Here is a 26,768-nt window from a genome sequence, read left to right on the forward strand (position 1 = left end):
TCTAAGGGCCGGACAGGTCGGTCCGGCCCTTGCGCTCGCTACTCACCGCCGCCAGCGCAGCGGGCCAGGGTGCAGGGTCCACAGCAGCCGTCGCCACCAGGAGCGGCGTGCCTTCAGCTCGTCGATGTACGCCACCGCCCGGCTCCGCGCAGCTTCCGCTTCGGTGTCACCGGCCGTGCCCGGCCCGAACACGGTCTGGTTGACCGCGACGGCCAGCTCGTCCAGGGTCGGCGCGGCCAGGCGCACGTCGTGCTTGCCGCGTACCGGTGCGGCGGCCTCGGCAGCGTGCGCGGCGACCTCAGCGGCGCTCAGGTGTTCCGGGGCGCGCCGCCCGGCCAGCCGCAGCGCGTCGCCGACCTCCAGCCACGCACCTTCGATGCGGGAGTCGGGGCTGCCCTCGTCGAGCCTGCGCCGCCGCAGCGCACCTCGGGCGACGAGCACGAACACCACGAATCCGGCGAGCAGCAGCATCAGGAGCCCGCCGCCGCCCGCGCCGGCGACCAGGGCCACGTTCGCGCCGCCCGCCGCCGAGCCGCTGGCCGAAGGGGCGGTGCTGGGCGCGTCGGCGGTCGGTTCCAGCGTCGGGATGGGCTCGTCCGACGGCGGCGGCTGCGAGGTCTCCGGCTGCGGCTTGAACTCGTCTTCCAGGGGTTTGGTCTCGGTGTTCGGCTCGGGCAGCGGGTGGAACGGCACCCAGCCCAGGTCGGTGAAGTAGATCTCCGGCCAGGCGAGGGCGTCCCCGGCGGTGACGGCGTGGTTGCCGGCGCGGGCGGTGAAGCCGACCACGACCCGGCTGGGCAGGTTCAGCAGCCGGGCCAGCACCGCGAACGAGGCCGCGAACTGCTCCGAGGTGCCCTTGCCCGCCCCGGTGCCGGGCGGTCCGAACAGGAAGAAGTCCAGGTTCGGGTACGCGTGCCCGCTGGGCGCCTGCGGGTCGAGTCTGTAGTGCTCGGACAGGAACTGCTCGATCGCCAGCGCCCGCTGGTACGGGGCGCCGTTGTCCGCGCCGAGCTGCTGCGCCAGCCGGCTGATGTTGTCCGGCACGTTCGGGCCCAGGGTGATGTAGCGGGTCATGCCGGAGGGCACGTCGGCGACGGGCAGCAGGTTCACGTCGGGTTCGCTGTGCAGCGACGTGACGGTGTACGTCATGCCCGTGCTCAGCCCTTCCGGGCGCAGCATGGTGCCGGTGGACTGGTCGTAGGCCGTGCGTATGCCGTCGACGTGGCTGGGGGTGGCGGCGGCGGGCAGCAGTTTGCCGGTGAGCCCGGCGATGGTGATGCGCTGCTGCACGGGCTTGCCGGCGACCTCGCCGGGCGGGCGGGGCAGGCTGCGCCCGGCCGGGCGGTAGGTCGCCCCGACCTTCCACGTCACGCCGTCGTAGTCGGACAGCACCGCCAGCCGGATCCGGGTGTCGGCGGCGACGTCGGCGTCGAGCAGTTTCTCCTGCGGCTGCAGCGCCCAGCCGGACAACCTGATCAGCGGGTTCTCGTCGAGGGCGTCGAGGTCCGGCGGGTCGATGAGGCTGCGCGGGTCGAACGGCTTGGCGGTGACCTGCGACGCGACCGGCGGGGCGGCCCCGGCGACCAGGGCCAGGATCAGCGCGAACCCGGTGCCGCCGGCGAGTGCGGCCCGCAGCCGCAGCGCCTTGCGGGTGGCCGGGTCGAGGCCGGTTTCGGGGGTGCGGACGCGGCCGGTGAACGCCAGCGCCGCGATCGCCAGGGCCGCGAAAGCCAGAGCCGGCCAGGGGGTACGCGGCGCGGCCGGCCCGACCAGCCACAGCGCCCCGGCGAACAGCAGCACCGGCGGGGTCAGCCCGACCAGGGTGCGCCGGGCGCGGACGGTCAGTTCCATCGCCATGAGCCCGGCCAGCCAGGTCGCGATGACCGGCACCGCGACGGTGTCGGGCTGCGGCTCGACCGGCACCAGCACGGCGAGCAGCCGGGGGATGCCGTCGCGCAGCGCCTCGGTGGCGATCGTCGGCAGGTCCCCGCTGATGCCCGCGCGCTGCGCGGACAGGTTCAGCGCGAACGCCAGGTATCCGGCCAGGCCCAGCACCGACAGCGGCGCGACCGACCAGGCCCGCAGCCGGGTCAGGGCGAGGCTGATCGCCACCGATCCGGCGGCCGCGCCCGCGATGAGCACGGTGAACAGGGTGCCGTTGTAGATGCGGTCGGCGACCAGGCCGGACAGCACCAGCATCGCCGTGATCAGTGCCGGCGGCAGGAGGATGCGCAGGCCGTGGGCTACCATCGGGTCACTCCGTCCCATACCGCGGCGAAGTCCTCGCCGTCCTCGGCGCGTAGCAGCAGCACTCCGGCGGGCTGCGGTTCGGCGGCCAGCCTGGGCCCGAGCACGCCGACGGCGACCGACGGGAACGGGCCCTTGAGCCCGGAGACCAGCGCTAGGTCGGCCAGCCCGGCGGTGCCGGTGAGGTAGATCAGGGTGTCGCCGGGGCGGTGCTGGCGCAGCCGGTTGGTCGCGGTGACCAGCAGCTCCTCGCCGCCGGGCGCCGGTTCGGCCTCGGCGAGCAGGTCCAGCAGTCCCCGGGCCGCGCCGCGGATCCGCCCGCCGCCCGCCGCGGGGCCGCTGACCAGGTGCAGCGTCACGGGCAGGTCCTCGCGGGTCGCGGCGGCGACGATGGACGCGGCGGCCTCGCAGGCGCTCTCGAACGACGCCGACCCGGCCGCGTCACGGTCGGCCCAGGAGACGGCCCGGTCGTCGAGCAACACCACGAGCTGCGGCAGGCTGGTGTCGAGGTGCTCGCGGACCATAAGCTCGCCGACCTTGGCGCTGGTGCGCCAGTGCACGTGGCGCAGCTCGTCGCCGATGACGTACTCGCGCAGGGTGTCGAAGGTGATCGCGCCGTGCGGGACCCGGTCGAGGCGGCCGTCGAGGCTGCGCGAGATGCCCGCGGGCACGGCCTGGATCAGGTGGCTCTTCGGGTAGACCCAGATCCGTGCGGTGTCGCCGTGGCTGCGCGACACCGACACCAGGCCGAGCGGGTCGCGGCGGGTGACCTGCAGCGGGCCGACGTCGACGACGCCGCGGCGGTCGGTGGGCACCGGGTAGGACACGTCGGTGTCGCGGCCGGGGCGCAGCCGCAACAGCGGCACCGGGACGGTCGCGCCTTCCTGCCCTGCTCGCCCGCACTTGTCGTGGGCGACGAGCGTGGCGGCGCCGAAGCGGCCGGTGTTGCGTACGGTCAGCGTGACGGTGCTGCCCTCGCCACGCGCGACCCGGTCGGGGTCCACGGACCGGGTCACCGACAGCCGCGGCCGCAGCGCCGCGTGCGCGAACGCGTGTAGTTGCGCGATGACGGCGGTCGCGCCGAGCACCGCCAGTTCCGGGTAGCCGTAGGTGAAACCGGTGGCCAGCAGCGCCACGCCGCCGACGGTCAGGCCCGCCCCCCGCAGCGTGACGATCATCCGGCGTGCCGCGCCGCGGGAGCCGGGCCCGGCTCGCCGGTCGGGGACTCCTGGCCGGGCAGCGGCACGGGGACCGCCTCGACCGCGTCGCGCAGCACCTCGGTCGCGGTGACCCCGCGCAGCTGCGCGTCGGGGGTCAGCAGCACCCGGTGCGCGAACACCGGCTCGATCAGCACCTTCAGGTCCTCGGGCAGCACGTAGCCGCGGCCCTCGGTCAGCGCGTACGCGCTGGCGGCGCGGGTCAGCGCGATCACGCCGCGGGGGCTGACGCCGACCCGCACGTGCTTGTGCTCGCGGGTCGCCGCGGCCAGCCGCACCGCGTACGCGTACAGCGGGTCGGCGATGTGCACCCGGTGCGCCAGCGCGACGGCCTCGCCGATCGTCTTGGTGTCGGTGACCGGGGTGATCGCGTCGGGGGAGCGCAGCGTGTGCCCGCGCAGCACCTCGATCTCGACGGCCTCGTCGGGGTAGCCGACCGACAGTTTCATCAGGAACCGGTCCAGCTGCGCCTCGGGCAGCCGGTAGGTGCCGTCCATCTCGACCGGGTTCTGCGTCGCGACGACCATGAACGGCCGCGGCACCGCGTGGCGTACGCCGTCGACGGTGACGTAGCGCTCCTCCATGACCTCCAGCAGCGCCGACTGCGTCTTCGGCGAGGCGCGGTTGATCTCGTCGGCGATGACGATGTTGGCGAAGATCGGCCCCGGGTGGAACTCGAAGCCGCGGCTGGCCTGGTTGAAGATGGTCACGCCGCTGACGTCGGAGGGCAGCAGGTCCGGCGTGAACTGGATGCGCCGCCACGCGCCCTGCACCGACGCCGCGATCGCCCGCGCCAGGGTCGTCTTGCCGGTGCCCGGCACGTCCTCCAGCAGCACGTGGCCCTGGGCGAACATGGCGACCAGCCCGAGCCGGACCACCTCCGGCTTGCCGAGCACCACGGTCGAGATCGCGCCGGCCAGTTTCTCGGTCAGGTCGGCGAACGCGCGCACCTGGCCGGCGGACAGCGGTGGAAGGGGCTGGTTCATGGCGAGGGTAGGTCCTTTGTGCTCGAAAGAGGGGCCAAGACGGAGAATCCCCGGCACGGGCCGTGGCGGCTCGTGCCGGGGAAGCTCAGCGGATCAGCATTGCGGCACGTCGTTGTAGTCGTCGCCGTCGTCGAGGTTGAGCCAGATGAACGGGACGTAGCGCTGGTTGCCGCGGTAGGTGATCTGGATCCACTTGTCGCTGCGCTTGTTGCTGTTCTCCCCGGCCGCGAACAGTTCGGCGTCGCCGCTCTGGTTGCCCGCGGTGCCCTGCTTCCAGCAGAACGCCTTGAACGTGTCGCCGTGCTGGGCGTCACCGACGGCCTCGTTGGACTGCTGGCGGGAGTTGCTGTAGATGCCGATGCCGTTGGAGCAGCCCACACACCGGATCGTGCCGTTGAGCCGCTTGGTGCGCACCGTCACCGGGTTCGAGGTCGCGGTCGCGCCGGTCGCGTTGCGCACCGACACCGTGATCGTGAACGCGCTGTCGGTGGCGACCTCGTTGACCGCGTACCCGCTCGCGCCGGTGTTGCAGCCGACCGCCCGGGCCGCGCCGTTGATGGTCACCGTGCAGGTCGCGGTGCCGCCGCCGTCGTCGTAGGCGAAGTTCACCGTGAAGCCCTTGTACGTCGCGCTGCCGGCCGACACGTTCGACACCTTCGCGTCGGTGATGGTCTTCGCGCTGGTGGTGTCCTTCGCCCCGGTGCCGGCCTCGTTGACCGCCGCCACGTCGACCGACACGATCTCGCCGTCGCCGAACCCGTTCAGGGTCGCGTTGGTGCCGTTGACCGTCTGCGTGTTGCCGCCCGCGGTCACCTTGTAGCCGGTGATCGGGCGGCCGTTGTCGGCCGGCACCGCCCACGTCACGCGGATGGTGCCCTTGGCGGTGCCGACCGTGGCCGCGGACAGGTTGCGCACCTGCGCGGGCTTGTTGAACGGCACCACCGAACCCGACGGCTGCGACACCTGCGAACCCGCGCCCTTGTCGTTGACCGCCACGACGGTGAACGCGTACTGCGTGCCGTACTCCAGCTCGCCGTCCTTGACGACCAGCCTCACCGCGCCGGACGTGGTGCCGATCAGGGCGCCGCTGCCCGCGTTGATCGCGGTGACCTCGTACCGCGTGATCTTGCGGCCCTGGCCGTTGGCGGCGGTCCAGGTCACCTCGACGGTGCCGTCGGGCTTCTCGACCGCCTTCACGCCCGTCGGGGCGTCGGGCACGTCACCGGTCGGCATCACCGGGTTGCTCTTGCGGGTCGGGCCGGCGCCCTTGCCGTTGACCGCGTGCACCGTGAACGTGTACGTCTTGCCGTTGGTCAGTTTGTCGATGACCAGCGAGCGGTTGCGCGCCCCGACCGTCCAGGTCCGCCCGTCGCCCTCCACCACGTACTTGGTGATCTTCGAACCGTTCTCGGCGGCCTTGCCCCAGCTCAGGCGTACCTGCGAGTCGCCCGACGCGGCGGTGACGTTGCGCGGCGCGCCCGGCTTGCCGATCTGCGGCTTCGGCGGGGGCGGCGGCGTCACCGGCGGCGGGTCGCCGCCCACGACGTCGTCGTTGAACTTGTCGACGACCCGGACCTGGTGCTTGTCGTTGACCACCCGCGCGGTCGCGGAGTCGGGGGCGTTGATGAACAGCTGGTTCTCGCGCACCTCCAGCTCCAGCCGGAAGCCGGGCTTGCCCGCCTCGATCGTGTTGACCAGCTTGCCCTCACGGTCGATCGCGTACACCTTGCCCGCGGTGTCGTCGGCCACGTAGAACCAGCCCGACCATGCCACCGCGGGCCGCACCGCCCCGCCCGCGCCCGGCACCGTGAACTCGTGCACCTGCTCACCGGAGATGACATACACCTTGCGGCCGTCGACGACCGTCACCGCGATGTCCTTGCCGCTGGAGCGTTCCGGCAGCTCACCGCCCGCGGCACCGGCGATCTCGACCTTCTTCAGGGTATCGCCGCGCAGCAGCGTCAGCGAGCCGTTGGTCTGGTCCAGCACCGCGACACCGTCGTCGAGCGCCGACAGGGCCAGGTCGTGGAACGCCTCGGCGACCGGCTCGGTGCGCACCAGCGACGGTCCGCTGCCGCCGGTGCCGCCCGACGGCGGCGTCAGCGGCGCGGGCGTGATCGCCGAAACGGTGCCCTGGCTGGGCACGGCCAGCCAGAGCCGGCCGGTGCCGTCGAAGTGGCCGCCGGTGATGCCCGGCGGGTAGCGCAGCGGCTCGCCGATCGGCTGCAGCGTCGCGGGGTCCAGCTGGCGCACCACGCCCTGCACCGGGTCGATGACGAACGCGGCGTTGTTGTGCAGCGCCACCGACACACCCAGGCCCGCCTGCGACTCCTGCGACGCGGTGATCTGCAGCGTCGCCGGGTCGAGGGCGCTGATGCGCCCGGTGTGCTGGTCGCGCACGATCAGATACCGGTCGGACTGGCTGACCTGCACGTAGTGGCCCTGCGAGGCGACCAGCGCCTGCGAGCGGGTGTCCACCTTGCCGGTCAGGCCGTTGACCCGGGCGATCTCGCCGCGGGTGAGGCTCCACAGCCATGAGCTGCTGTCGAACCCGGCCGAGACCTGGTCGTTGGCGCTGAGCCCGAACCAGGTCAGGCCCATGGCGGCGAGCATCGCCAGCACCGTGACGATGGTGACGACGCCACCTTTGGTCCGTGCCTTGCGTGTGATCGCGCCCGGTGACAGATCCGCCACGGATCGCCCCTCCCCATGACGCGGGGTGTGCCGAGCCCACCCCGCTCGCCGACTGGCGTCCTCCCCAGAAGCCGACGCCATCCTAGGCGCTGCAGGTCAACCGTGAAAGTCGAGTGAGGACGCTCATGGTGTCAGGCTGGGCGACGGCGTCGTCGCCCCTGCGGTGCCGGTGCAGGCGGGCTTGGATCGCAGCAGCTCATCGCCGCTGTAGATGCTCATGATGACGAAGCAGTAGTCCCAGGTCGGGTTCAGGCCGGTGACGGTGTATCGCGTCTCACCGTTGCCGGGCTTGCCCATCGTCGCCACTTCCTCGCCTTCGGGGGCGCCGAGCAGCACCTGCGCGGCGTAGCCGTCGGACGGGTCGAACCAGGTGATGGTGATGTCGCCGTTGGCGGCGCGGGTGACGAAGACGTCGCTGGCGGCCACGGCTTCGACGGTCGGGCCGGGCTGCGGCTGCTCGCCGTCCTGATTCGTCAGCATCACCACGACCAGGGTCGCCACGGCGGCGAGCACGGCGACGATGGCGGCGGCGACCGCGGCGATGACCGGGCCGCGGCTGCGGCGCTGCGGGGCCGCTGGTGGCGGTGCGGGCGGCGCGAATACGGTCGGCGTCGGCACGTGCTGAGGCTGCTGCGGCAGGTGGCGCGGTGCCGTCTGCGGCGGCGGCGCGACCGGGATCGCGGGTGTCCGGCCGTCGGCGGCGCGGGCCTGCTCCGGCGGCAGGTCGCGGCGCGGCTGGTCCTGGTACGGCGGCGCGACGTGCGGCTGCTGCTGCCCCTGCTGCGGCATCCGCTGCTGGAACTGCTGCGGGTGCCCGGCGTCCTGCCGCGGCGGGACGCTCGGCGGGGTCGGCACGATGGGCATGGCTCGGGTCGCGGACTGGTCGCGGCGCGGCGGCATGGTCAGGCCGTAGGGCGCGGTCCGGTCGTCCTCGGGCGCGGGCTCGGTGTCCGCGGCGCGGGTGACGGGCCGCGCAGGCGGGGTCCGGTCGTTGGCCGGGTTCGGCGCTACGGGGTCCGGTGGCGTGACCGCCGGAGCCGGGTCGTTTTGCGCCGTGCTCGGGGTGCGTGGCGGCATGACCACCGCGGTGCGGTCGTCGGGCGCGGGGGCCGGTGCCGTCTGCGGTGTCGAGGCAGGCAGCGGCCAGGCCGGGGGTGCGGTCTGCGAAGCCTGGTCCACGGGCGTGACCTGCGGCGGCGTGGCCGGGACGGACTGGGACACGTAGGTGGTCGGCCGGGACGGCGGCGGCAGCAGCGCGGTGCTGTCCTCGGGCGGCTGCGGTGCCGGCGGCGGCGCGGGGGTCACCGGCGGCGGGGCGACCGGCGCGGGGGCGTCGGGGCCGAGCCAGGCGCGGGCGACCTGGACCTGCTGGTCGAAGCCGGGCGTGAGCGGGCCGTGCGTGGCCACCTTGGTGTACTGGCGGCGGGCCTCGTGCCGGTTGCCCAGCTCGTCGGCGATCTGCGCGAGGTCGAACGACATCGACAGCAGCAGCGGGTGTTCCTCGCCGAAGCGGTAGCCGCCGTTGTACAGCGCGTTCTCCAGCACCCGGCGGGCAGCGCCCAGGTCGCCGGACTGCCGGTGCATGGTGGCGAGCAGGTGGCCGGTGGTCAGGACCTCGGGGTGGTCCTCGCCGGCGGCCATGATCGCCGCTTCGAGGGACTGCTCCAGCAGCGTCCGGGCACTGTTCAGGTCGCCCCGGTCGCGGCGGGCGAGGGCCTCGGTTCGGATGTCGCTAAGCGAGGTCGGTGACGGCACGGCTCACATCCTGCCCATACCCACCGACTCCTCGCCACCCGCAGCGGCGAAGATCAAGACGATCTTGCGTGAACTGTTGCCGGTATGCCCGGAACGAGTGTGTCGTCCCTACACGCCACGCAAGATCGCGCGTCAGCGGCGGCCGCGGGGGGTGGTGTGTTTGAAGTGCACGAAGAGGCGGCCGAAGTTTTTGGAGTCCTTCTCCACGCGGTGGTAGAGGGCTTTGACCTCTTTTTGTTCGAGGAAGCGCAGGACGGTCTTCTTCAGGGCGCCGGAGCCTTTGCCGGGGATGATCTCGATCATCGGGGCCTTCTTGGCGATCGCCTCGGCCATGATGTCGTTGAGGGCCCGCTCGATGTCGCGGCCCTTGTTGTATATGTCGTGCAGGTCCAGTACGAGCTTCATCGAGGACGAGCCTACCCGATTCGGGCTGGGCTCCGAGCGGCTCGGCGGTGCCGGGGTCAGGCGCGGTCGCGGATCAGCGACAGCAGGTGGGCGTGGGTTTCGGGGTCGGCGGCTGCCAGCAGGCCACGGCCGGTGGGGCCGAGTGGGGCGCCGTCGATGCCGGTGAGCACGCAGCCGGCGGCCCGGCACAGGGCGATGCCGGCGGCGAAGTGCAGGTTGGTGGACAGGTCGCCGCCGTCGGTGACGTAGGCGGCGCGTTTGCCGGCCGCGACCCAGGCCACGGCGAGGGTGGTGGACACGACCCGGGGGCGGAAGTGTTCGACGAAGCCGGGGTGGGCCAGTAGGTCCACGGCGCGGAAGCCGGGTGCGTTCGGGAAGGGCGCGTCGAGGTTGACGTCGACCAGGCGGGTTGCCGAGGTGGGGGTCAGCGGGGTGTCGGAGCCGTTGTGGCGTAGCCGGGCGGTGTGGCCGTCGGTGATGAAGACTTCGCCGGTGAACGGGTCGGCGACGGCGGCGGGGCCGTCGCGCAGAGCCACGTTGACGGCGACGAGCATGTTGCCGACGGCGTAGTTGAGGGTGCCGCACAGGGGGTCCACCAGCCACTGGCGGGTGCCGTCGGGGGTGCCGGTCTGCCCGCTCTCCTCGCCGTGGACGGCGTCGTGGGGGCGGGCGGTGCGGATGACGTCGAGGATCGCCTGCTCGGCTGCCACGTCGGCGGCGGTGGCGAAGTCGCCGCCGCCCTTGTCGATCCGGGCCAGGTGTCGGCCGTACAGATCACGGACGATGTCCGCGCCGGCCTGTGCCGCCGTGGCGGCGACCTCGGCGTCGTCGCCGGGCGCGTACGAGTCGATCACGCCGCACAGGGTAGCGGGCCGCGCCTGCGGAGCCTGCGACGGGCACGAGCCGTAACATCGTGTGATAGCTAGATTGACATATTGCAATGACCTTGAATCTGGTGTTCTGCTGTGAGCCTCCTTTACCCCCGCTTGGAGGCAGACATGCGGCGACGGTTCACCGTCTTCGTATCCACCTTGGCGCTGGCCGGCACCATGGTCCTGACCGGACCGGCCGACGGCGCACCGGTCGGACCCGAGGTCAGCACCTCGGGCCACTACACCGTCCAGGGCATCAAGACCCTCGCCCAGCGCAACGCGATCGCCGCCACGGGCGCGGCCATCGACGGCTTCGACCACGGCATCCTCGACATCACCGCCACCCCTGGTGAGGCTGCCAAGATCAAGGCTCTCGGCTTCACGGTCACCCGGGTCCTCGCCGCGACCCAGGACGATCACGCGCAGCCGCTGGCGTTCCCGCCGGCCGACTCCAACTACCACGACTACAGCGAGATGATGGCCGTCATCAACTCGCTGGCCTCGTCGTACCCGTCGATCTTCCGGGTGACGACGATCGGCAACTCCTACGAGGGCCGCAACATGCCCCTGATCAAGATCTCGGACAACGTCGCCACCGACGAGAACGAGGTCGAGGTCCTGTTCAACCACCACCAGCACGCCCGTGAGCACCTCACGGTCGAGATGGCCATCTACCTGATGAACCTGTTCACCAGCGGCTACGGCTCCGACTCGGCGATCACGAACATCGTGAACAGCCGCGAGATCTGGATCGTGCCGGACATGAACCCCGACGGCGGCGAGTACGACATCGCCACCGGCAGCTACCGCTCGTGGCGCAAGAACCGCCAGCCCAACAGCGGTTCGTCCAACGTCGGCACCGACCTCAACCGCAACTGGTCCTACCAGTGGGGCTGCTGCGGCGGATCGAGCGGCTCGACCAGCAGCGAGACGTACCGCGGCCCGTCGGCGTTCTCCGCGCCGGAGTCGACGAACCTGCGCAACTTCGTCAACAGCCGGGTCGTCGGCGGCGTCCAGCAGATCAAGGCCAACATCGACTTCCACACGTACTCGCAGCTCATCCTGTGGCCGTTCGGCTACACGACGGCCAACAACCCCTCGGGCATGAGCGCCGACGAGTACAACACGTTCGCCACGCTGGGCCAGCAGATGGCCGCGACCAACAGCTACACCCCGGAGCAGTCCAGCGACCTGTACGTCGCCGACGGCACGTCCATCGACTGGATGTGGGGCACGTACCGGATCTGGGCGTACACCTTCGAGATGTACCCGGGCAGCTCCGGCAGCGGCGGTGGCTTCTACCCGCCCGACGAGGTCATCACCGCGCAGACGACCCGTAACCGGGCCGCGGTGCTGATGCTGCTGCAGCAGGCCGACTGCCCGTACCGGGTGATCGGCAAGGAGGCGACCTACTGCGGCGGCGGTGGCGGCACCACGGTCTGGTCCGACACGTTCGAGACCGCGACCGGCTGGACCGTCAACCCGAACAGCACCGACACGGCCACGGTCGGCCAGTGGGCGCGCGGTGCGGCGCAGGCGACCAACTCCAGCGGCGCCAAGCAGCTGACCCCGTTCGCGGGCAGCAACGACCTGGCCACCGGCCTGTCGGCGGGCACCGCGGCGGGCGACTTCGACCTCGACGGCGGCACCAGCTCGATCCAGTCGCCCGCGATCACGCTGCCGGCCACCGGCACGCTGAACGCGAGCTGGCAGTGGTACCTGGCGCACGGGTCGAACTCCTCCAGCGCCGACTTCCTGCGGATCTCGGTCGTGCACAGCGGCGGCACCACGGTGCTGGCCACCATCGCGGGCGCGGCCAGCAACCGCAACGGCGCGTGGGGCAGCGGTTCGGCGAACCTGACCGCGTACGCGGGCCAGAGCGTGCGCTTCCTGGTCGAGGCGGCGGACGCGAGCACGGCCAGCCTCGTCGAGGCGGGCCTGGACAACCTCACGGTGACGCAGTCGTGACGGGCTCCCCGGCCCGCTGAGGCCGGGGACCACGCGCGTACGCAGGGCGGTCTCACTGTCCGTGCCGGTTCGGCGACCGGTGCGGCAGGCGGGGCTGCCCTGTCGCGTCCGGTGCCGCATCTGGCTGGGAATATTGCGCGTGCAAACGCTCCCATTCATCCACATAGGACTCTACCTGCGGCGGAGCAAAGGTAAACAGTGAGTGCTCGGCGATGACAGCGAGTAGATCCATTCTGTAGGGTGCCTTCTCGTGCCGATAGCCGACGAGTTCTACTTGATGACGCATGACGATGTCAGCGGCGACTCCCGGCTGCACGCCAAAGCCGTCGGATTCGGTCTGGCAGCCGCGCTGCTGGCCGAACTGTGCCTGCTGGACCTGGTGCGTCCCGCCGCCGAGGGGGTGGCGGTGCGCAACGCGCCGCCGCCGCCGGACGCGCTGGCCGCCCGGGTGCACGGGCAGCTGCTGGCAGAGCCGACCCTGCACCCGGTGCGGGACTGGCTCGCCTACCTCGGGCTCAGTGCCGAGTCCGACATCGCCGTCAGGATGACCGCCGCGGGGGCGCTCCAACTGGTCGAGACGCGCCGGCTGCTCAGCGTGCAGCGCCGATACATGCCCGTGTCCGTCAACGATGCGGCCTGGCCCACTGCCCGGCTCATCGGGCGGCTGCGCCGGCAGGAGGACATGTCCGTCGAGGACCGCATCCTGGCCGGGCTCGCCTTCGCGACCGGGCTGAGCACCACCTTCGCCTGGGACGACGTCCGCGGACGCAGCCTGGCCTCGCTCATCGCGGTGCTCGACGAACCCCTGCGGGTGCTCATCGCCGAGACCGAGCTCGCCGTCAGCAAAGCCGTGGCGAAGCTCACCTGAACCAACACCCCCCCCCCCCCCCCCCCCCCCCCCCCCCCCCCCCCCCCCTCACCCCCCACCCCCTCAAGGAGCAACACCGTGTCCGCACCCCCTAGCTCCGCGCTGTCGTCGGCGCTGGCCGCCGACCGGCTCGGTTCGGCGTCCGTGGCGTCGTTCGCGCTGACCGCCGCTGCGCCGCTCATGGTCATCGGCGGCGTCATCGTCGCCGGCTGGGCCAACGTCCAGGTCATCGGCTTCCCGCTCGGCATCCTGCTGATCGGTGCCGCGCTGGCGCTGTTCACGTTCGGCTACGTCGCGATGTCGCGGCACATCCGCAACGCCGGCGCCTTCTACTCCTACATCTCCCAGGGCCTGGGCCGCACCGCCGGTGTGGCCGCCGCGCTGTCCGCGGTGCTCGGCTACAACCTGCTGCAGGTCGGCCTGTACGGCATCTTCGGCGCGGCCGGCTCCGGCCTGCTCGGCGCGATGTTCGACGTGAACGTCGAGTGGTGGGTGCTGGCCCTGGTGGCGTGGCTGTTCGTCACGGTGCTCGGCCTGTCCCGCGTCGAGATCAACAGCAAGCTGCTGCTGGTCGTGCTCGTCGCCGAGCTCGCCATCGTGCTGCTGTACGACATCGTGTTCATCGCCAACCCGGCCGACGGCGTCAGCTTCGCCGCGTTCTCGCCGGACAACCTGTTCATCGGCGGCGCGCTGGGCGCGGTGCTGACGGTGACCGTGACCGCGTTCGTCGGGTTCGAGGCCCCGCCGGTGTTCGCCGAGGAGTCGCGCGACTCCCGCAAGACGATCGCCCTGGCGTCGTTCGGCGGCCTGGGCGTCATGGTGTTCGTGTACGCGCTGACCGCGTGGGCGCTGACCGTGGCCACCGGCCCGGACAACATCGTGGCCCAGAGCCAGGAGCACGCCGCCCAGGCCGACCTGATGTTCGTGCTGGCCGGCGAGCACCTGGGCGCGTTCTTCGCCGACGCCGGCAACGTGCTGCTGGTGACCAGCGCCTTCGCGGCGATGCTGTCCTACCACAACACCGTGGCCCGCTACACGTTCTCGCTGGCCCGTGAGGGCGTGCTGCCGCGTTCGCTGGCCCGCACCGGCGCGCGTTCGGGCGCCCCGGTCGGCGCCTCGATCCTGCAGTCCGTGATCGGCCTGGCCGTCATCCTGGTGTACGCGATCGCGCAGCTGGACCCGTTCACCCACCTGTTCTTCTGGCTGGGCATGACCGGCGGCTTCGGCGTGCTGCTGCTGCTCGCGGGCACCAGCGTCGCTGTGGTGCTGTACTTCGCCAAGGACAAGCGCGGCGAGAGCCTGTGGACCCGGGTCATCGCGCCGGTGCTGTCGGCGCTGTTCCTGATCTGGGCGGTGCAGCAGACGGTCCGCGACTACGGCACCATGCTCGGCACCGGTGACGAGCACGCGGCCCGGTGGATCCTGCCGGGGCTGTACCTGCTGGTCGCGGTCGTCGGTGTGATCTGGGCGCTGGTGCTGCGGGCGACCAAGCCGGCGCTGTACGAGGCGATCGGCAAGGGCGTCGAGGGCGGCAAGACCCAGGTCTCGTCGGCGGAGGCCCCTAAGGTCGGCGTATGACCGGCTCGGACGCGGTGTCGACGGCTGCGGCCGTGGACACCGCGGCCGCGGGTCGCCTGATCTCGGCGTCGTTCCAGGAGCTGGCCGTGGCGCACTGGCTGCTCGACGATCCGGTCGAGCGCGAGCGCATCATGGCCGGGCAGTTCGGCTGGTTCGCCGAGCACGCCCTGTCCTACGGGGCCGTGGACGTGGCCGGTGACGACGCGGTCGCGGTGTGGTTCGACAACACCGTCGACGCGCCGTGGATCGACGGCTACGACGAGCGCCTGGTCGAGCTGGCGGGGCCGCACGCGGCCCGGTTCGCGCTGCTGGACGAGGTGTTCGGCGAGCACCACCCGCACGACCGCCCGCACTGGCACCTGGCGCTGCTGGCCGTGCGGCCGGGGCACCGGGGCACCGGGCTGGGCAGCGAGCTGCTCGGGCGGCGGCTGGCGCAGCTGGACGCCGAGGGTGTGCCGGCCTACCTGGAGGCGTCGAGCACGGGTTCGCGGGATCTGTACCTGCGGCACGGGTTCACGATGCTGGGCGAGGCCTACCACCTGCCCGGCGACGGGCCGGCGCTGTACCCGATGTGGCGTGAGCCCCAGGGCTGAGCACGGGATCGTCGGCGGGGGCGGTGACCATACGGTCGCCGCCCCCGCTTTCTGCGTGCGGGCTCAGGTCGAGGCGTGCAGGTTGCGGGCGGTGGCGGAGGTCGGCACGGTCGCCGGGTCGGGGTAGGTGCGCAGCAGCCGGTCGGCGGTGCCGGCGGTGGTGACGGTGAACCAGTAGTGCTCGTTCTTGTAGTGGTGCAGCCGGTGGTTGCGCCACACTGCCCGGTAGGGCCTGCTGCGGGGGCGGTAGTCGCTGTGGATGGCGTAGTGGGTCCACTCGTAGAGCAGCCCGACGGCGGCGACGCTCAGGATGAAGGTGAGGGCTTCGCCGAGCCGCGGGAACGCCAGCAGCGCGACGGTGGTGTAGGCGGCGATGACGAGGCTCAGCGAGCGCCACGGGATGAACACCAGCGGGACGTCGCGCGGGTCGGCGTGGTGGCGGCGGTGGTCGCGGGCCAGTTCGGTGTCGACGGTCAGCCCGGCGAACGTGCGGGGCCGCCAGTGCAGGACGAACACGTGCACGACCCATTCCAGGACGGGGAACGCCGCCACCAGCAGCGCCGGTGCGCGCAGGTCGGCCAGGGCCCAGCCGCCTTCGGCGATACGCCAGGCCAGGGCGGCGGCCAGCACGAACAGGATCATCCACGGACTGGGGTGCCGCCAGAACCGGCGGAAGATCTGGCCCAGGGTCACGGCGGTGCGGGCGGGGCCGGTGGCCGCGGCCTCGTCGGCGGCGAGCCGGTCGCGGGCGGCGCGCTCGGCGGCGGACTTGTCGGCGGGGCTCATCTGCGGTCTCCTTCCAGCAGGTCGAGGGCGTCCAGCAGGGCCCGGGTGGCGTGGCCGAGCAGGTCGTGGGCCAGGCGGCGGGCGGTGTCGGCGTCGCCTGCGGTGATCGCGTCGGCGAGGGCCCGGTAGTGCTCGACGCGGTCGACCTCGCCTGCCATGACGGTCGACAGGGCGTGCAGGGCGGGTTCGTAGGCGGCGCGCAGGCTGTTGAACATGAGCCGGAACGCGACGGAGTCGGCCGCGTCGACGACCAGTTCCCAGAAGGCCAGGGCCTGGCGCTGGCGGCCGACGGGGTCGGTGTCGGTCTCGATGGCGGTGACGGCGGCGTGCAGGGCGGCGGCGTGGCCGTGGCGAAGCGCTGCGAGCCCGGCGACGACGGGGCCGATGGCCAGGCGCGCTTCGAGGATGCTGCGGGCGACGGCGAGGTCGAGGTCGCCGCCGGGCAGCAGCAGGTGGGGCAGGACGTCGAGGCCGCCGGTGCGGCGGACGTCGCTGACGGTGGTCGCGCCGCCCTGGCGGACGGTGACCAGGCCGGCGTGGGCCATCCGCTGCAGTGCCTCGCGTACGGCGGGGCGGCTGACGCCGAGCGCCTCGGCCAGCGCGCGTTCGCTGGGCAGCGCCTGGCCGGGGGTGAGCGAGCCGGAGACGATCTGGCCGAGCACGCGGTCGTAGACCTCGTCCGGCAGTGACCTTCGTTCGATCTTCGCGAATGTCATGCGTCCACCATCGACCACATCGGTCGGGTGGTCAAGTGGTCTGACCAGTTGTATTCGTGAGCCCGCATTCATGCATGGACGAGTGCGGGTCGGTGTTGTTTACTGTCTCGTGTTTTCAGCCGCGCGGGGTGGGAGCGGTACGGTACGTCCTTTGTGGACACTGACCCCTCGGAGGCGGGGCATGACCGAGCCCTTCACGGGCCGCGCGCAGGCGTCGGCGGCCAGGGACTTCGCGGCGCAACTGCGCTGGTGGCGTGGCGTACGCGGGTATTCGCAGGGCCGGCTGGCACAGCGTATGCCGCACAGCGAGGCGATGATCGCCAAAGTCGAGTCCGGCGAGCGCTGGCCGACCGAGGACCTGGCGCGCCGCTGCGACGAGGTGCTGCAGACCGGCGGCCTGCTGTCGGGCATCTACCCGGCGGTGCGGGCCGAGCAGCAGGCCAGCGACGGCCGGCGGCGGCGGCGCAAGGAGACCGGGGACGGGTCGGTCGACGACGCGCGGCGGCTGCTGTCGATGGTGCTGGCCGATACGAATCTGTCGGCGACTCACCCGTTCGTCCGGGATGCGCTGGCCGCATTGGACGGTCCGGACAACTAGCTGGTGGGAGTACCTGTCCGGGCCTCACATCTACCCGGCGGGTCGGCGGTGCTCGCCAATGAGACGTTGGCGTGTGCGTCGCGCCACGCTACGTCGAACATCCGATGACTACTGGAGGCTCGGTAATGTCCGTGCTCACGCCTTCCGAGGCGGCCACGGGGGACGCGGCCAACCCGGCCGGTGACCCCGAGATCAGCAAGTTCGGCTACACGCCGCAGCTGCGCCGCTCGCTCACCTTCACCGACCTGCTGTTCTACGGCCTGATCTACATGGTGCCGATCGCCCCGTTCGCGATCTTCGGCTCGGTGTACGCGGCCTCGCAGGGCATGGTGGCGCTGGCGTACGTCGCCGGCCTGGTCGTGATGCTGTTCACCGCCTCGTCGTATGCGCAGATGGTCAAGGCGTTCCCGATCGCCGGCTCGGTCTACAACTACGCGGGCCGCGGCATCGCCGCACCGGTCGGCTTCATCGCCGGCTGGGCCATCATGCTCGACTACTTCCTGGTCCCGGGCCTGCTCTACCTGGTCGCGTCGGTCACCATCGAGGCGGCGGTGCCGTCGGTGTCGGCGTGGATCTGGCTGGTCGGCTTCGTCGCCATCAACGCCGTGATCAACTACTTCGGGATCCGGCTCACCGCCGTCGCCATCAACATCATGATCGCCGGTGAGCTCATCGTCCTGGGCATCTTCCTGGTCATGGGCATCGTCGGCCTGGCCGACGGGCGCGGCAACGGCGACTGGACCAGCGCGTTCTTCAACTCCGACAACTTCAGCTTCGGCATCGTGCTCGGCTCGGTGTCGGTGGCCGCGCTCAGCTTCCTGGGCTTCGACGGCATCTCGATGCTGGCCGAGGAGAGCAAGGGCGGCGCCCGCCAGGTCGGCCGGGCCATGGCCGTGGTGCTGCTGCTCGCGGGCCTGATCTTCATCGCCCAGACCTGGGTTGCGTCGCTGTTCGTCACCGACCCGGCCGGTCTGATCAACGGCGACGCCGCCACCGTCGGCAACGCGTTCTACGCCGCCGCCGAGGCCGCCGCGGGCGCGCCGTGGCTGGCCACGCTGTGCCTGGTCGCCACCGCGATCGCGTGGGGCCTGCCCGACTCGATGGTCGCCCAGACCGCCCTGTCGCGCCTGCTGTTCGCGATGGCCCGCGACAAGCAGCTGCCGAAGTTCCTGGCCAAGGTGTCCAGCAAGCACGCCTCGCCGGTCAACGCGGTCCTGTTCACCGCCGGCGTCTCGCTGGCCATCTCCGGCACCGCGCTGTACTACCTCACCGAGCAGGGCGAGGACACCATCACGCTGATTGCCACGATGGTGAACTTCGGCGCGATGGTCGCCTGGCTGGCCCTGCACGCCGCGGTGATCTGGCACTACATCGTGCGCAACGGCAGCCGCAACTGGCTGCTGCACCTGGTCGTGCCGCTGGTCGGCGCGGGCCTGCTGATCGCCGTGCTGATCAACATGAAGCTCTACACCCAGCTCACCGGCTTCATCTGGATCGGCCTTGGCCTGGTCGTGCTCGGCGTGCTGTTCGCGATGGGCCGCGCCCCGAAGCTGTCCGGCGTCGGCGGCAGTGACGACAAGGCGGCGGACGTCGCGTGAGCGAGTACATCGAGTTCAACCCGACTCCGGAGCAGCTGGCGTACACCTTCGGGCCCAACCCGCCGGTGGCCAAGGTCCGCCCCGGGGACGTGCTCAAGATCCGCACCGAGGACTGCTTCGGCGGCGTGGTGCGCGGATTCGGCGACCTGCCCTCGCAGGTCTGCCGGTTCCCGTACCTCAACCCGGTCACCGGCCCCTTCTTCGTCGAAGGGGCCGAGCCGGGCGACACCCTGGCGCTGCACTTCGTGTCCATCACTCCGGCCCGCGACTGGGCCGTGTCCAGCACCTTCCCGCACTTCGGGGCGCTGACGTCGACGTCGCACACCGCGACGCTGCAGCCGCCGCTGGAGGAGCGGGTCTGGGTGTACGACATCGACCTCGCCGCGGGCGTCGCCCGCTACAGCGCCCGCAACTCGGACTTCACGGTGGACCTGCCGCTGGACCCGATGCACGGCACCGTCGGCGTCGCGCCGGGCGCCTTCGAGGCCCGGATGACGATCACGCCCGACGCCCACGGCGGCAACATGGACACCCCCGAACTGCGCGCCGGGGTGACCGCCTACTTCGGCGTCAACGTCGAAGGGGCGCTGTTCGCCGTCGGTGACGGCCACGCCCGCCAAGGCCAGGGCGAGGTGTCCGGCGTCGCGGTCGAGGCCGCGATGGAGACCGTGCTCGTCGTGGACCTGATCAAGGGAGTCGGCACGCCGTGGCCGCGGCTGGAGTCCGACACGCACCTCATGGCGACCGGCTCGGCCCGGCCGCTGGAGGACGCGTTCCGGATCAGCCAGCACGACCTGGTCACCTGGGTCTCCGAGCTGACCGGGCTCGATCTGCTCGACTCGCTGCAGCTGGTCAGCCAGGCCGGGGAGGCGCCCGTCGGCAACGTCTGCGACACCAACTACACCATGGTCGCCAAGGTGGCCAAGGCGTACCTGGGCCGCGCGGGCGCGTACGACGGGGTCCACGACCGGCTCAAGGCGCTGGGCGCGGCGTACCGCTAACGAAACGACAGAACAGGCGGCGTGGCCGGAGCGATGCTCCGGCCACGCCGCTTTTCCGGGGTCCATTGGGGGGAATCGATGCCAGAGCTGGCGCTCGCGGACGAGCTGTTCGTGATGGGACACGACGAGTACAGCGGCAAGCCCAAGCTCAACCACGACGTGCTGTCGGTCGGCCTGGCCGCGGCCGCGCTCGGCGAGCTGATGATCGCCGAAACCGTCACCGTCGACGGCGGCCGCCTCACCGGCTGGACCGCCAAGCAGAACGGCGACCCCGTCGTCGACCAGATCGTCGCGCAACTGCAGCAGGTCGGCCCCGGGCACCGCGTGCACCAGTGGGTTGAGCATCTGCGCGCCGACATCAAGGAACTGGTCGGCTACCGGCTCGTCGGGCACGGCGTGGTCCGGCGCGAGACCAGCCGCTCGTTCACCGGCCGGACGCAGGTCCGCTTCCCGGCGACCGACCCGACCGAGGCCACCCGCTCGATGGTGCGGCTGGGCTTCCTGCTCACCAGGCCCGGCGACTTCGACCCGCAGTCGGCGCTGCTGGCCTGCATCGCCAACGCCGTCGACCTGACCATCGTCGCGCCGACCCTGTCCACCGCCACGATGCGCCAGCGCCTGGCCGAGCTGCCCGGCCGGCTCGTGCCCGGCTACCGGGACCTGCTCGCCGCCGTCGACTCCGCCGTGGCCGCGGTCGCCCTGCAGGCCCACGGCTGACCGCATGGGTCTGGCGCGGAAGATCGACGACTCGTATGCTCCGGACGTGCCGGTGCCCCGACCCCGCTTCCTCGCCGCGCGGCTGCTCGTCGCCGCGCAGCTGGCGAGTGTCGCGCTGTACACCCTCGGCGCGGGGCTGCCGTACCTGTTCCTGTTCACCTTCCAGGGCACGGACCACTGCTCGGAGGTCACCGGCTGCCAGGCCCCCGGTGACGCGCTGCCGGGGCCGCTGGTGTGGGCGGCCCTGCCCGCGCTGCTCATCACGATCGTCGGGCCGCCGCTGGCGGTGCTGTCGCTGCTGATGTCGTTCACGTCCCTGGCCCGGTACCGCCGCCAGATGCCCGACGGGCTGCGGCGGTGGATGTACATCGCGGGCGGGCTCACCGTCGCGTTCGTGACCTTCACCGTGCTGCCGCCGGGCCGCCTGCTGCTGAACTGGGTGCTGGACTGATGACCGACCGACTCTGGCGCGCGCAACTGGCCCTGGTGTGGGCGTTCGGGCTGGCCGTGTTCGTCTTCCTGTTCGACCTGATCGGCGGCGTGCACGGCGGCAACAGCAACAGCGTCTACGACATGGTCTACGCGCCGCTGCCCGAAGGAATGTCGGTCCGCGGCTCGATATTGCAGCCGTTCGGCCTGCTCACACTGCTCGCCATGGCGGTGGTGTGGCTCGCGCCGCTGTTCGCGGTGCTGCTGGCCTGGCGTGGCCGGCGGGCGCTGCGGGGCGAAGGCGAGCAGTCGCTGCGCGACCGGATCCAGGCCGGGACCATCGCCGCGTACGTCATCGTCGCGCTCTACCTGACCCCGGTCGGCTGGACCCTGGTCTACGGGCTGACCCGCTGGACCGCCATGAACATCTGGGGCGAGGGCCCGGACGCCGCCAACCTGGTGGGATAGCCAGGTGAAGATGGATGATGGACCTAGTCCCGCACTCCTTGCGGGTTGTCGGCCTGTTTCCCCGAACGTGACTGCTGATCTGCAGCCGTGCCATTGCCCTGCCGCTGCCGGTCACTTCGCCTCGTACGGACGGCGATCGTCAGCGCTACGCCGAATAACGCGCCGCCCCAGAACAGTGCCCCCGTGCGGTTGGCGGACCGATTCGTACGGACAGGTTGAGTGATCCGGCCATCGGATTCGGCCTTAGGAGTCGCTGCTGACGAAGTTGCGGCGGGCATCGCTGCGTCTGCGCCTTTGGGTTCCTTCGTTGAGCTGGCATACATCGTGAAAGTCGACATGGCGAGGATCAAGGCGCATACGGCCTGAGTGACGATGGCGGTCACAGCCAGACGTGCACCACCCGTCGTCGGTTCGGGTGTCTCGACCGTGAAGAAGGTCGTGAGAGAGTAGTAGAGGCAGTTCAGCAAGTCCGGGATTGTTCCCGTGAACGTCGTTCCCGAAACCTGGAACGACGCGAAATCGCCCCCGTGGGAGGCCGCGAAGTACAGGATGAATGCACCAGACCCCAGCGAATAGATGATCGCACCCGCGAGGGTCTTGATCTCCGAGATGTACGGAACCGACGCACTTGCCGCGTCGTGATAGCGACTGGCCTGGTGAAAAGCGAGGCCGTACGAGCCCATCGCCGCGTAGGAGACGCATGCCTCGGCGTACAGCGCAACGAGCTGCCCGACGATTAGAGCTGCTGCGGCCGTCGCCAGCGCAACCAGCGTGTTGTCGGCGTATCGCGTGAGCGCAGGGGAGCTCGCTGTGTACAGCAGGGCCATGCTCGCTACCCCGATGGAGACGAAGTCGAAACACATGAAACGAGCGAGCCGCAGGCTCTTCGCCATCAGGGGAGGCTTCGCGCTGGCATAACGCTGGAGGCGGTACTCCAAAATTCCCAGCGGCCGAACTGTTCTGGCATTCGTGCGGTCGAGCAGATCCCAGTAGACGGCCTCGGAAAAGTCGTCTGAGTGAGCGCGCAAGAGTCGAGAGAACTCCCGCCCATGCCTGGCAATCCACCGAATCGCTAATAATGTTGCCATCAGCTTGAGTGCCTGGGCCGTGACGATGGCAACACCAGCGGCGTTGGCCACGGAATGGAAACTCACGGCGCTCCGCACCTCCTTGTGGGCCAGAACTCGGCCAGCATCGTATATAGGCGCGACAAGCGTTCGACCGACCTGCGGTAAAGATCGCATCGCCGAATCAAGAGGAGGTGGCGGACTGACACGATGTTGGGAAGGGCCCGGACGCCGCCAACCTTGGCTGACGACTGCGAATCAGGCCTTCGTCACGCAGATGACGCTCAGATAGGGCCCCATCCAGGCGCCGGAGTAGCCACCGCCGTCGAGGATCAGTTCCATGACGCCGATCTCCTTGTCGTCGGCGTCGAAGTACCACTGCAGGCCGACCTTGCCCGGGTCGCCGTTCTGGCCGCCGCCGACCCCGGTCATGTACGAGTGGTTGTCCTCATACCAGCCGCCGCAGGGCTCCTGTTCGATCCGGTCGGCGTAGACGGGCTGGCCGCCCGGGCCGACCGGGTTGCCGTAGCCGTGCTGCTCGCCGTGGAACAACACGTTCGGCGGGGTCGTGGCGCACACGACGACGGCGCTGACGCTCCACGTCGCTGCGGTGCCGAACGGCAGCTCGCTGGCGATCGCCCGAGCCGAGTTCGGGATCTGCGGGAACGACGCCCAGGGGGTGTTGAAGATGCCGAACCCGACGTCGTCGAAGCGCACCGCGCGGGCGTCGGTGTTGATCTGCGCGCCCATGCCCACCCGGGTCAGCCCGGCCGGGCACTGCGCGATGGCGGCCTTGGTCGTCGTGCTGCTCGTGACCGTCGTGGCGCGCACGTAGGTCAGGTCCGGGTAGGCCGGCCCGCAGGCCACGGTGACCCGCAGCTGCCACGTCCCCGCGTATCCGTAGAGCAGATCGGACCGCTCGACGGCTCTGACGAAGAAGCCGCTCTCGGTGGCGTTGTGCACGGGCTCGGTTCGCTGGATGAGCACCTGGTTGGTGGCGCCGAGAATCTGCGCGCCGCCGCCGTACGGCCGGTAGCCCACCGGGCAGGCCGCGCTGAACTCCACGACGCTGGCCGACGCGGGACGGCTGTACACGGTGCGGTAGACGATGCCGGGGTTGTAGGGGTCGGTGTCCGATCCCGGGGGAGGCGGTGCCGCCTGTGCGGATGCCGATGCGGCCGCCAGCAGCGCGGTCGCCACCAGCGCCGTCAATGTCCGGCGGATCGTGCTGCGCGATACCGAACCCATCTCCGCCTCCTCGGCGTCGCGACGGGACCCGACCCGCCGGTGTCGCCAGGTTAGGGCCGCCGCCGCGCCGCCGACCCCATCGTGTCGATGATCTGTCCAGCCGCTCGCTCCGGAAGGTTCAGGCGTGCGCGTACTCCAGGCCGCGGGCGGCCCGCCACCGCACCCGCGGGTGCGGGTCGGTGCGGGCGGCGAGGCATCGGTCGCGGTGGCCGGGCACGCCGAGGCGGTACAGCAACTCCAGGCAGATCTCCCTGAGCGGTGCATGGTCGGAACCGAGACCTTCGCGGGCCATGCCGGTGAGGGTGGAGGCCAATCGTGGATCGCGGGCGGTGAACGCCAGCAGGCCGGCCATCGCGGTTCCCTGGACCCCGTGATGGTCGTCCGACAGCGCTGCCACAAGGACCGCGACCGACCGGCCGGACGCCGGCAGCCGGCGCAGCCCGGTCAGTGCGGCGACCCTGACCGCGGCGTCCTGATGGCGGGCGGCTGAGACCAGGACCGACTGGGCTGTCACGGGATCCAGTTGAGCGAGCGCGCGGACGGCCGCCTCGCGGGTCGCATGGTCGCCGTCGGTGAGGAGTGCCGCCAGAGCTTCGGATCCGCGAGCGGCGGGGAGGCGGCCGAGTCCGCGGGCGGCCCTCGTCCGCACCGTCGGGTCGGTATCGTGTGCGGCGGTGATGACGGCCTCGGCGATCGCTTCGACCTGGACGGGGTCGAGCATCGGGCGGGCGGCGAGCGTGCCGAGCCCGGTCACGGCGGCTCGCCGTGCGGGCGGGTCCGTATGGCGCGCCTGCATCAGCAGCTGGGTCAGCTGATGTGTCAACACGTGACCGAGGATGTCATCAGCGTGCACGGCGGCGCTCGCCTGCCGCCGCTTCCGGTGCCCGCGCCACTTCGGACTCGACATCGGACCTGGCTGCGCAGAGGATGTTCGGGTGTCCGTGACTGTCTTAGAAAGAGGCGTGCACCTATGAGTTCTTCGGCGCTGCATCAGATCTCCCCGCAGCCTGACGCCGCCCACCCGCTGGCCCGCCTCAGTGCCGAGGAGATGCGCCAGGCCCGATCGGTGCTCAGCGCGGCCGGGCTGGTGGGGGAGTCGACCCGGTTCACGTATGTGGGGCTGGAGGAGCCGGCCAAGGGCGAGGTGCTCGACACCGGTGGCGCGGTGGTGCCGCGGCGGGCCCGGGTGATCCTGCTGGACGTCGCGACCGGCGTGGCGACCGACACGGTGGTGTCGCTGTCCAAGGGCGAGGTCGACAGCCGGCGGAAGCTGGACCCGGTCCGCGACGGGCAGCCGGCGATCATGCTGGAGGAGTACATCGCCGCCGACGAGATCGTCAAGGCCGACGAGGGCTGGCGGGCGGCGATGGCCCGGCGCGGCATCACCGACCTGGACCTGGTGTGCCCGTGCCCGCTGTCGGCAGGTGCGGCGACCAAGCCGGACGAGCAGGGCCGGCGCATGGTGCGGGTGCTGTCGTTCGTACGCCACCGCGAGGCCGACCACCCGTGGGCGCACCCGGTCGACGGCGTGGTCGCGTACGTGGACCTGACCGAGCGCCGGGTGATCGAGCTGATCGACGACGTGCTGCTGCCGGTGCCGTCGACCGAGCACAACCACGACGACCCGCAGTACGTCGGCCCGCTGCGCACGACGCTGAAGCCGATCGAGATCACGCAGCCGGAGGGGCCGAGTTTCACCGTCGACGACGACGTGGTGAGCTGGGAGGGCTGGCAGTTCCGGATCGGGTTCGACGCCCGGGAGGGACTGACCCTGCACCAGCTGTCGCTCAACGGCCGCGACATCGTCTACCGGGCCAGTGTCGCCGAGATGGTCGTGCCGTACGCGGACCCCTCACCCGCCCGCTGGTGGCAGAACTACTTCGACGCGGGCGAGTACAGCCTGGGCGCGCAGGTCAACGCGTTGCAGCTGGGCTGCGACTGCCTCGGTGAGATCCACTACTTCGACGCGGTGGTCGCCGACGACCTGGGCGAGCCGCAGACGCGCCCGAACGCGATCTGCATGCACGAGGAGGACTTCGGGGTGCTGTGGAAGCACACCGACCTGTTCACCGGCTCGTCGGAGACGCGGCGGCAGCGGCGGCTGGTGATCTCGTTCTTCGTCACGGTCGGCAACTACGACTACGGCTTCTACTGGTACCTGTACCTGGACGGCACGATCGAGCTGGAGTGCAAGGCGACCGGTGTCATGTTCACCTCGTCGTACGTGCCGGGCAGCCCGTACGCCGACGAGGTCGCGCCGGGGCTGGGCGGGCCGTACCACCAGCACATGTGGTGCGCGCGGCTGGACATGACCGTCGACGGTGTCGCGAACACGGTCAACGAGGTGCAGTTGCAGCGGCTGCCGGTCGGGCCGGACAACCCGCACGGCAACGCGTTCACCAAGCAGGTGACGCCGCTTGCGCGCGAGTCGCAGGCGGCGCGGATGGCCGAGCCGGCCAGCGCCCGCGCCTGGCACGTGGTGAACCCGGGCAAACTCAACCGGCTGGGCCAGCCGGTCGGCTACGCGCTGTTCCCGCAGGGTCAGCCGGTGCTGGCCGCGGACCCGTCGGCGTCGATCTCGCAGCGGGCGGCGTTCGCGACGCACCACCTGTGGGTGACGGCGTACGACCCGGCCGAGCGTTACCCGTCGGGTGACCTGCCGAACCAGCACGCCGGCGGGGCGGGGCTGCCCGCGTGGACGGCCCGGGACCGGGACCTGACGGCGACGGATGTGGTGCTGTGGCACACGTTCGGCCTGACGCACTTCCCGCGTACCGAGGACTGGCCGGTCATGCCGGTGGACCGGGCCGGGTTCACGCTCAAGCCGGTCGGTTTCTTCGACCGCAACCCGACCCTGGACGTGCCCGCCTCGACGGCGTCGCACTGCGCGCCCACGGCCGAGGGCGACGGCTGCTGCTCCTGAGCTGGACGAGAGCAGGGGCGGACGCCGTCGCGTC

At 71.2% G+C, this 26,768-nt stretch carries 23 protein-coding genes; 11 read left to right on the top strand and 12 right to left on the bottom strand.

The window, feature by feature from the left end; genetic code table 11:
- Positions 1 to 42 precede the first annotated feature (42 nt).
- The 7 genes from ACFQO7_RS25125 to ACFQO7_RS25155 form a co-directional block, all read right to left on the bottom strand.
- Positions 43 to 2,250 (bottom strand): transglutaminase TgpA family protein, encoded by a 2,208-nt coding sequence (locus ACFQO7_RS25125; protein WP_376808669.1) that lies wholly within the window; start codon positions 2,248 to 2,250, stop codon positions 43 to 45.
- The gene (locus ACFQO7_RS25130) at positions 2,244 to 3,425 is read right to left on the bottom strand and encodes a DUF58 domain-containing protein (RefSeq protein ID WP_376808670.1); all 1,182 of its coding nucleotides are present in this window, start codon (positions 3,423 to 3,425) and stop codon (positions 2,244 to 2,246) included. The genes ACFQO7_RS25125 and ACFQO7_RS25130 overlap by 7 nt, the downstream gene beginning before the upstream one ends.
- Positions 3,422 to 4,450, bottom strand: coding sequence for an AAA family ATPase (locus ACFQO7_RS25135; protein WP_376808671.1), 1,029 nt, complete (start codon positions 4,448 to 4,450; stop codon positions 3,422 to 3,424). Before ACFQO7_RS25135 ends, ACFQO7_RS25130 begins: the two co-directional genes overlap by 4 nt.
- A gap of 93 nt (positions 4,451 to 4,543) precedes the next feature.
- Positions 4,544 to 7,144, bottom strand: a complete 2,601-nt coding sequence (locus tag ACFQO7_RS25140; RefSeq protein WP_376808672.1) for a fibronectin type III domain-containing protein — start codon at positions 7,142 to 7,144, stop codon at positions 4,544 to 4,546.
- Positions 7,145 to 7,267: 123 nt separating this feature from the next.
- On the bottom strand, positions 7,268 to 8,899 hold the full coding sequence (locus tag ACFQO7_RS25145; RefSeq protein ID WP_376808673.1) for a tetratricopeptide repeat protein: 1,632 nt from the start codon (positions 8,897 to 8,899) through the stop codon (positions 7,268 to 7,270).
- Positions 8,900 to 9,031: 132 nt separating this feature from the next.
- Entirely contained in the window at positions 9,032 to 9,304 is a 273-nt protein-coding gene (locus ACFQO7_RS25150; RefSeq protein WP_203693303.1) for a Smr/MutS family protein, read from the bottom strand.
- A gap of 56 nt (positions 9,305 to 9,360) precedes the next feature.
- Positions 9,361 to 10,158, bottom strand: coding sequence for an inositol monophosphatase family protein (locus tag ACFQO7_RS25155; RefSeq protein ID WP_376808674.1), 798 nt, complete (start codon positions 10,156 to 10,158; stop codon positions 9,361 to 9,363).
- Positions 10,159 to 10,302: 144 nt separating this feature from the next.
- Between ACFQO7_RS25155 and ACFQO7_RS25160 the strand changes: the two genes are divergently transcribed.
- From ACFQO7_RS25160 to ACFQO7_RS25175, 4 genes are all read left to right on the top strand, one after another.
- Positions 10,303 to 12,144: a M14 family zinc carboxypeptidase gene (locus tag ACFQO7_RS25160; protein ID WP_376808675.1), complete on the top strand. Its 1,842-nt coding sequence runs from the start codon at positions 10,303 to 10,305 to the stop codon at positions 12,142 to 12,144.
- 250 nt (positions 12,145 to 12,394) lie between these two features.
- Entirely contained in the window at positions 12,395 to 13,012 is a 618-nt protein-coding gene (locus tag ACFQO7_RS25165; protein WP_376808676.1) for a GPP34 family phosphoprotein, read from the top strand.
- A 78-nt stretch (positions 13,013 to 13,090) separates the two neighbouring features.
- Positions 13,091 to 14,590, top strand: a complete 1,500-nt coding sequence (locus tag ACFQO7_RS25170) for an APC family permease (RefSeq protein WP_376808677.1) — start codon at positions 13,091 to 13,093, stop codon at positions 14,588 to 14,590.
- Entirely contained in the window at positions 14,587 to 15,183 is a 597-nt protein-coding gene (locus ACFQO7_RS25175) for a GNAT family N-acetyltransferase (protein WP_360524501.1), read from the top strand. Before ACFQO7_RS25170 ends, ACFQO7_RS25175 begins: the two co-directional genes overlap by 4 nt.
- Before the next feature lie 63 nt (positions 15,184 to 15,246).
- Here ACFQO7_RS25175 and ACFQO7_RS25180 read toward each other — a convergent pair whose 3' ends face one another.
- Together ACFQO7_RS25180 and ACFQO7_RS25185 are read right to left on the bottom strand one after the other, a co-directional pair.
- On the bottom strand, positions 15,247 to 15,969 hold the full coding sequence (locus tag ACFQO7_RS25180) for a sterol desaturase family protein (RefSeq protein ID WP_376808678.1): 723 nt from the start codon (positions 15,967 to 15,969) through the stop codon (positions 15,247 to 15,249).
- Entirely contained in the window at positions 15,966 to 16,685 is a 720-nt protein-coding gene (locus tag ACFQO7_RS25185; RefSeq protein WP_376808679.1) for a FadR/GntR family transcriptional regulator, read from the bottom strand. The genes ACFQO7_RS25180 and ACFQO7_RS25185 overlap by 4 nt, the downstream gene beginning before the upstream one ends.
- 181 nt (positions 16,686 to 16,866) lie before the next feature.
- Here ACFQO7_RS25185 and ACFQO7_RS25190 point away from each other — a divergent pair, with 181 nt between their 5' ends.
- From ACFQO7_RS25190 to ACFQO7_RS25215, 6 genes are all read left to right on the top strand, one after another.
- Positions 16,867 to 17,283, top strand: a complete 417-nt coding sequence (locus ACFQO7_RS25190) for a helix-turn-helix domain-containing protein (protein ID WP_376808680.1) — start codon at positions 16,867 to 16,869, stop codon at positions 17,281 to 17,283.
- A 131-nt stretch (positions 17,284 to 17,414) separates the two neighbouring features.
- On the top strand, positions 17,415 to 18,881 hold the full coding sequence (locus ACFQO7_RS25195; protein ID WP_376808681.1) for an APC family permease: 1,467 nt from the start codon (positions 17,415 to 17,417) through the stop codon (positions 18,879 to 18,881).
- Positions 18,878 to 19,882: an acetamidase/formamidase family protein gene (locus tag ACFQO7_RS25200; protein WP_376808682.1), complete on the top strand. Its 1,005-nt coding sequence runs from the start codon at positions 18,878 to 18,880 to the stop codon at positions 19,880 to 19,882. Before ACFQO7_RS25195 ends, ACFQO7_RS25200 begins: the two co-directional genes overlap by 4 nt.
- A 78-nt stretch (positions 19,883 to 19,960) precedes the next feature.
- Positions 19,961 to 20,599, top strand: coding sequence for a GOLPH3/VPS74 family protein (locus ACFQO7_RS25205; RefSeq protein WP_376808683.1), 639 nt, complete (start codon positions 19,961 to 19,963; stop codon positions 20,597 to 20,599).
- A 4-nt stretch (positions 20,600 to 20,603) separates the two neighbouring features.
- Positions 20,604 to 21,050 (top strand): hypothetical protein, encoded by a 447-nt coding sequence (locus tag ACFQO7_RS25210; RefSeq protein ID WP_376808684.1) that lies wholly within the window; start codon positions 20,604 to 20,606, stop codon positions 21,048 to 21,050.
- Positions 21,050 to 21,496: a hypothetical protein gene (locus ACFQO7_RS25215; protein WP_376808685.1), complete on the top strand. Its 447-nt coding sequence runs from the start codon at positions 21,050 to 21,052 to the stop codon at positions 21,494 to 21,496. The genes ACFQO7_RS25210 and ACFQO7_RS25215 overlap by 1 nt, the downstream gene beginning before the upstream one ends.
- A gap of 23 nt (positions 21,497 to 21,519) precedes the next feature.
- Here ACFQO7_RS25215 and ACFQO7_RS25220 read toward each other — a convergent pair whose 3' ends face one another.
- The 3 genes from ACFQO7_RS25220 to ACFQO7_RS25230 form a co-directional block, all read right to left on the bottom strand.
- Positions 21,520 to 22,650, bottom strand: coding sequence for a hypothetical protein (locus ACFQO7_RS25220; RefSeq protein ID WP_376808686.1), 1,131 nt, complete (start codon positions 22,648 to 22,650; stop codon positions 21,520 to 21,522).
- Positions 22,651 to 22,821: 171 nt separating this feature from the next.
- Entirely contained in the window at positions 22,822 to 23,811 is a 990-nt protein-coding gene (locus ACFQO7_RS25225; RefSeq protein WP_376808687.1) for a hypothetical protein, read from the bottom strand.
- A 118-nt stretch (positions 23,812 to 23,929) separates the two neighbouring features.
- Entirely contained in the window at positions 23,930 to 24,637 is a 708-nt protein-coding gene (locus ACFQO7_RS25230) for a HEAT repeat domain-containing protein (protein WP_376808688.1), read from the bottom strand.
- A gap of 144 nt (positions 24,638 to 24,781) precedes the next feature.
- Between ACFQO7_RS25230 and ACFQO7_RS25235 the strand changes: the two genes are divergently transcribed.
- On the top strand, positions 24,782 to 26,734 hold the full coding sequence (locus ACFQO7_RS25235) for a primary-amine oxidase (protein WP_376808689.1): 1,953 nt from the start codon (positions 24,782 to 24,784) through the stop codon (positions 26,732 to 26,734).
- Positions 26,735 to 26,768: the final 34 nt, after the last annotated feature.

The organism is Catellatospora aurea, assembly GCF_042663325.1.
In the GTDB taxonomy this organism is placed as follows: Bacteria; Actinomycetota; Actinomycetes; order Mycobacteriales; family Micromonosporaceae; genus Catellatospora; species Catellatospora aurea.

Bases quoted from the DNA above. Each gene is read 5' to 3' on its own strand.
- ACFQO7_RS25125 (WP_376808669.1), bottom strand. From the start codon at position 2,250: ATGGTAGCCCACGGCCTGCGCATCCTCCTGCCGCCGGCACTGATCACG.
- ACFQO7_RS25130 (WP_376808670.1), bottom strand. From the start codon at position 3,425: ATGATCGTCACGCTGCGGGGGGCGGGCCTGACCGTCGGCGGCGTGGCG.
- ACFQO7_RS25135 (WP_376808671.1), bottom strand. From the start codon at position 4,450: ATGAACCAGCCCCTTCCACCGCTGTCCGCCGGCCAGGTGCGCGCGTTC.
- ACFQO7_RS25150 (WP_203693303.1), bottom strand. From the start codon at position 9,304: ATGAAGCTCGTACTGGACCTGCACGACATATACAACAAGGGCCGCGAC.
- ACFQO7_RS25160 (WP_376808675.1), top strand. From the start codon at position 10,303: ATGCGGCGACGGTTCACCGTCTTCGTATCCACCTTGGCGCTGGCCGGC.
- ACFQO7_RS25175 (WP_360524501.1), top strand. From the start codon at position 14,587: ATGACCGGCTCGGACGCGGTGTCGACGGCTGCGGCCGTGGACACCGCG.
- ACFQO7_RS25180 (WP_376808678.1), bottom strand. From the start codon at position 15,969: ATGAGCCCCGCCGACAAGTCCGCCGCCGAGCGCGCCGCCCGCGACCGG.
- ACFQO7_RS25185 (WP_376808679.1), bottom strand. From the start codon at position 16,685: ATGACATTCGCGAAGATCGAACGAAGGTCACTGCCGGACGAGGTCTAC.
- ACFQO7_RS25190 (WP_376808680.1), top strand. From the start codon at position 16,867: ATGACCGAGCCCTTCACGGGCCGCGCGCAGGCGTCGGCGGCCAGGGAC.
- ACFQO7_RS25205 (WP_376808683.1), top strand. From the start codon at position 19,961: ATGCCAGAGCTGGCGCTCGCGGACGAGCTGTTCGTGATGGGACACGAC.
- ACFQO7_RS25210 (WP_376808684.1), top strand. From the start codon at position 20,604: ATGGGTCTGGCGCGGAAGATCGACGACTCGTATGCTCCGGACGTGCCG.
- ACFQO7_RS25215 (WP_376808685.1), top strand. From the start codon at position 21,050: ATGACCGACCGACTCTGGCGCGCGCAACTGGCCCTGGTGTGGGCGTTC.
- ACFQO7_RS25225 (WP_376808687.1), bottom strand. From the start codon at position 23,811: ATGGGTTCGGTATCGCGCAGCACGATCCGCCGGACATTGACGGCGCTG.
- ACFQO7_RS25235 (WP_376808689.1), top strand. From the start codon at position 24,782: ATGAGTTCTTCGGCGCTGCATCAGATCTCCCCGCAGCCTGACGCCGCC.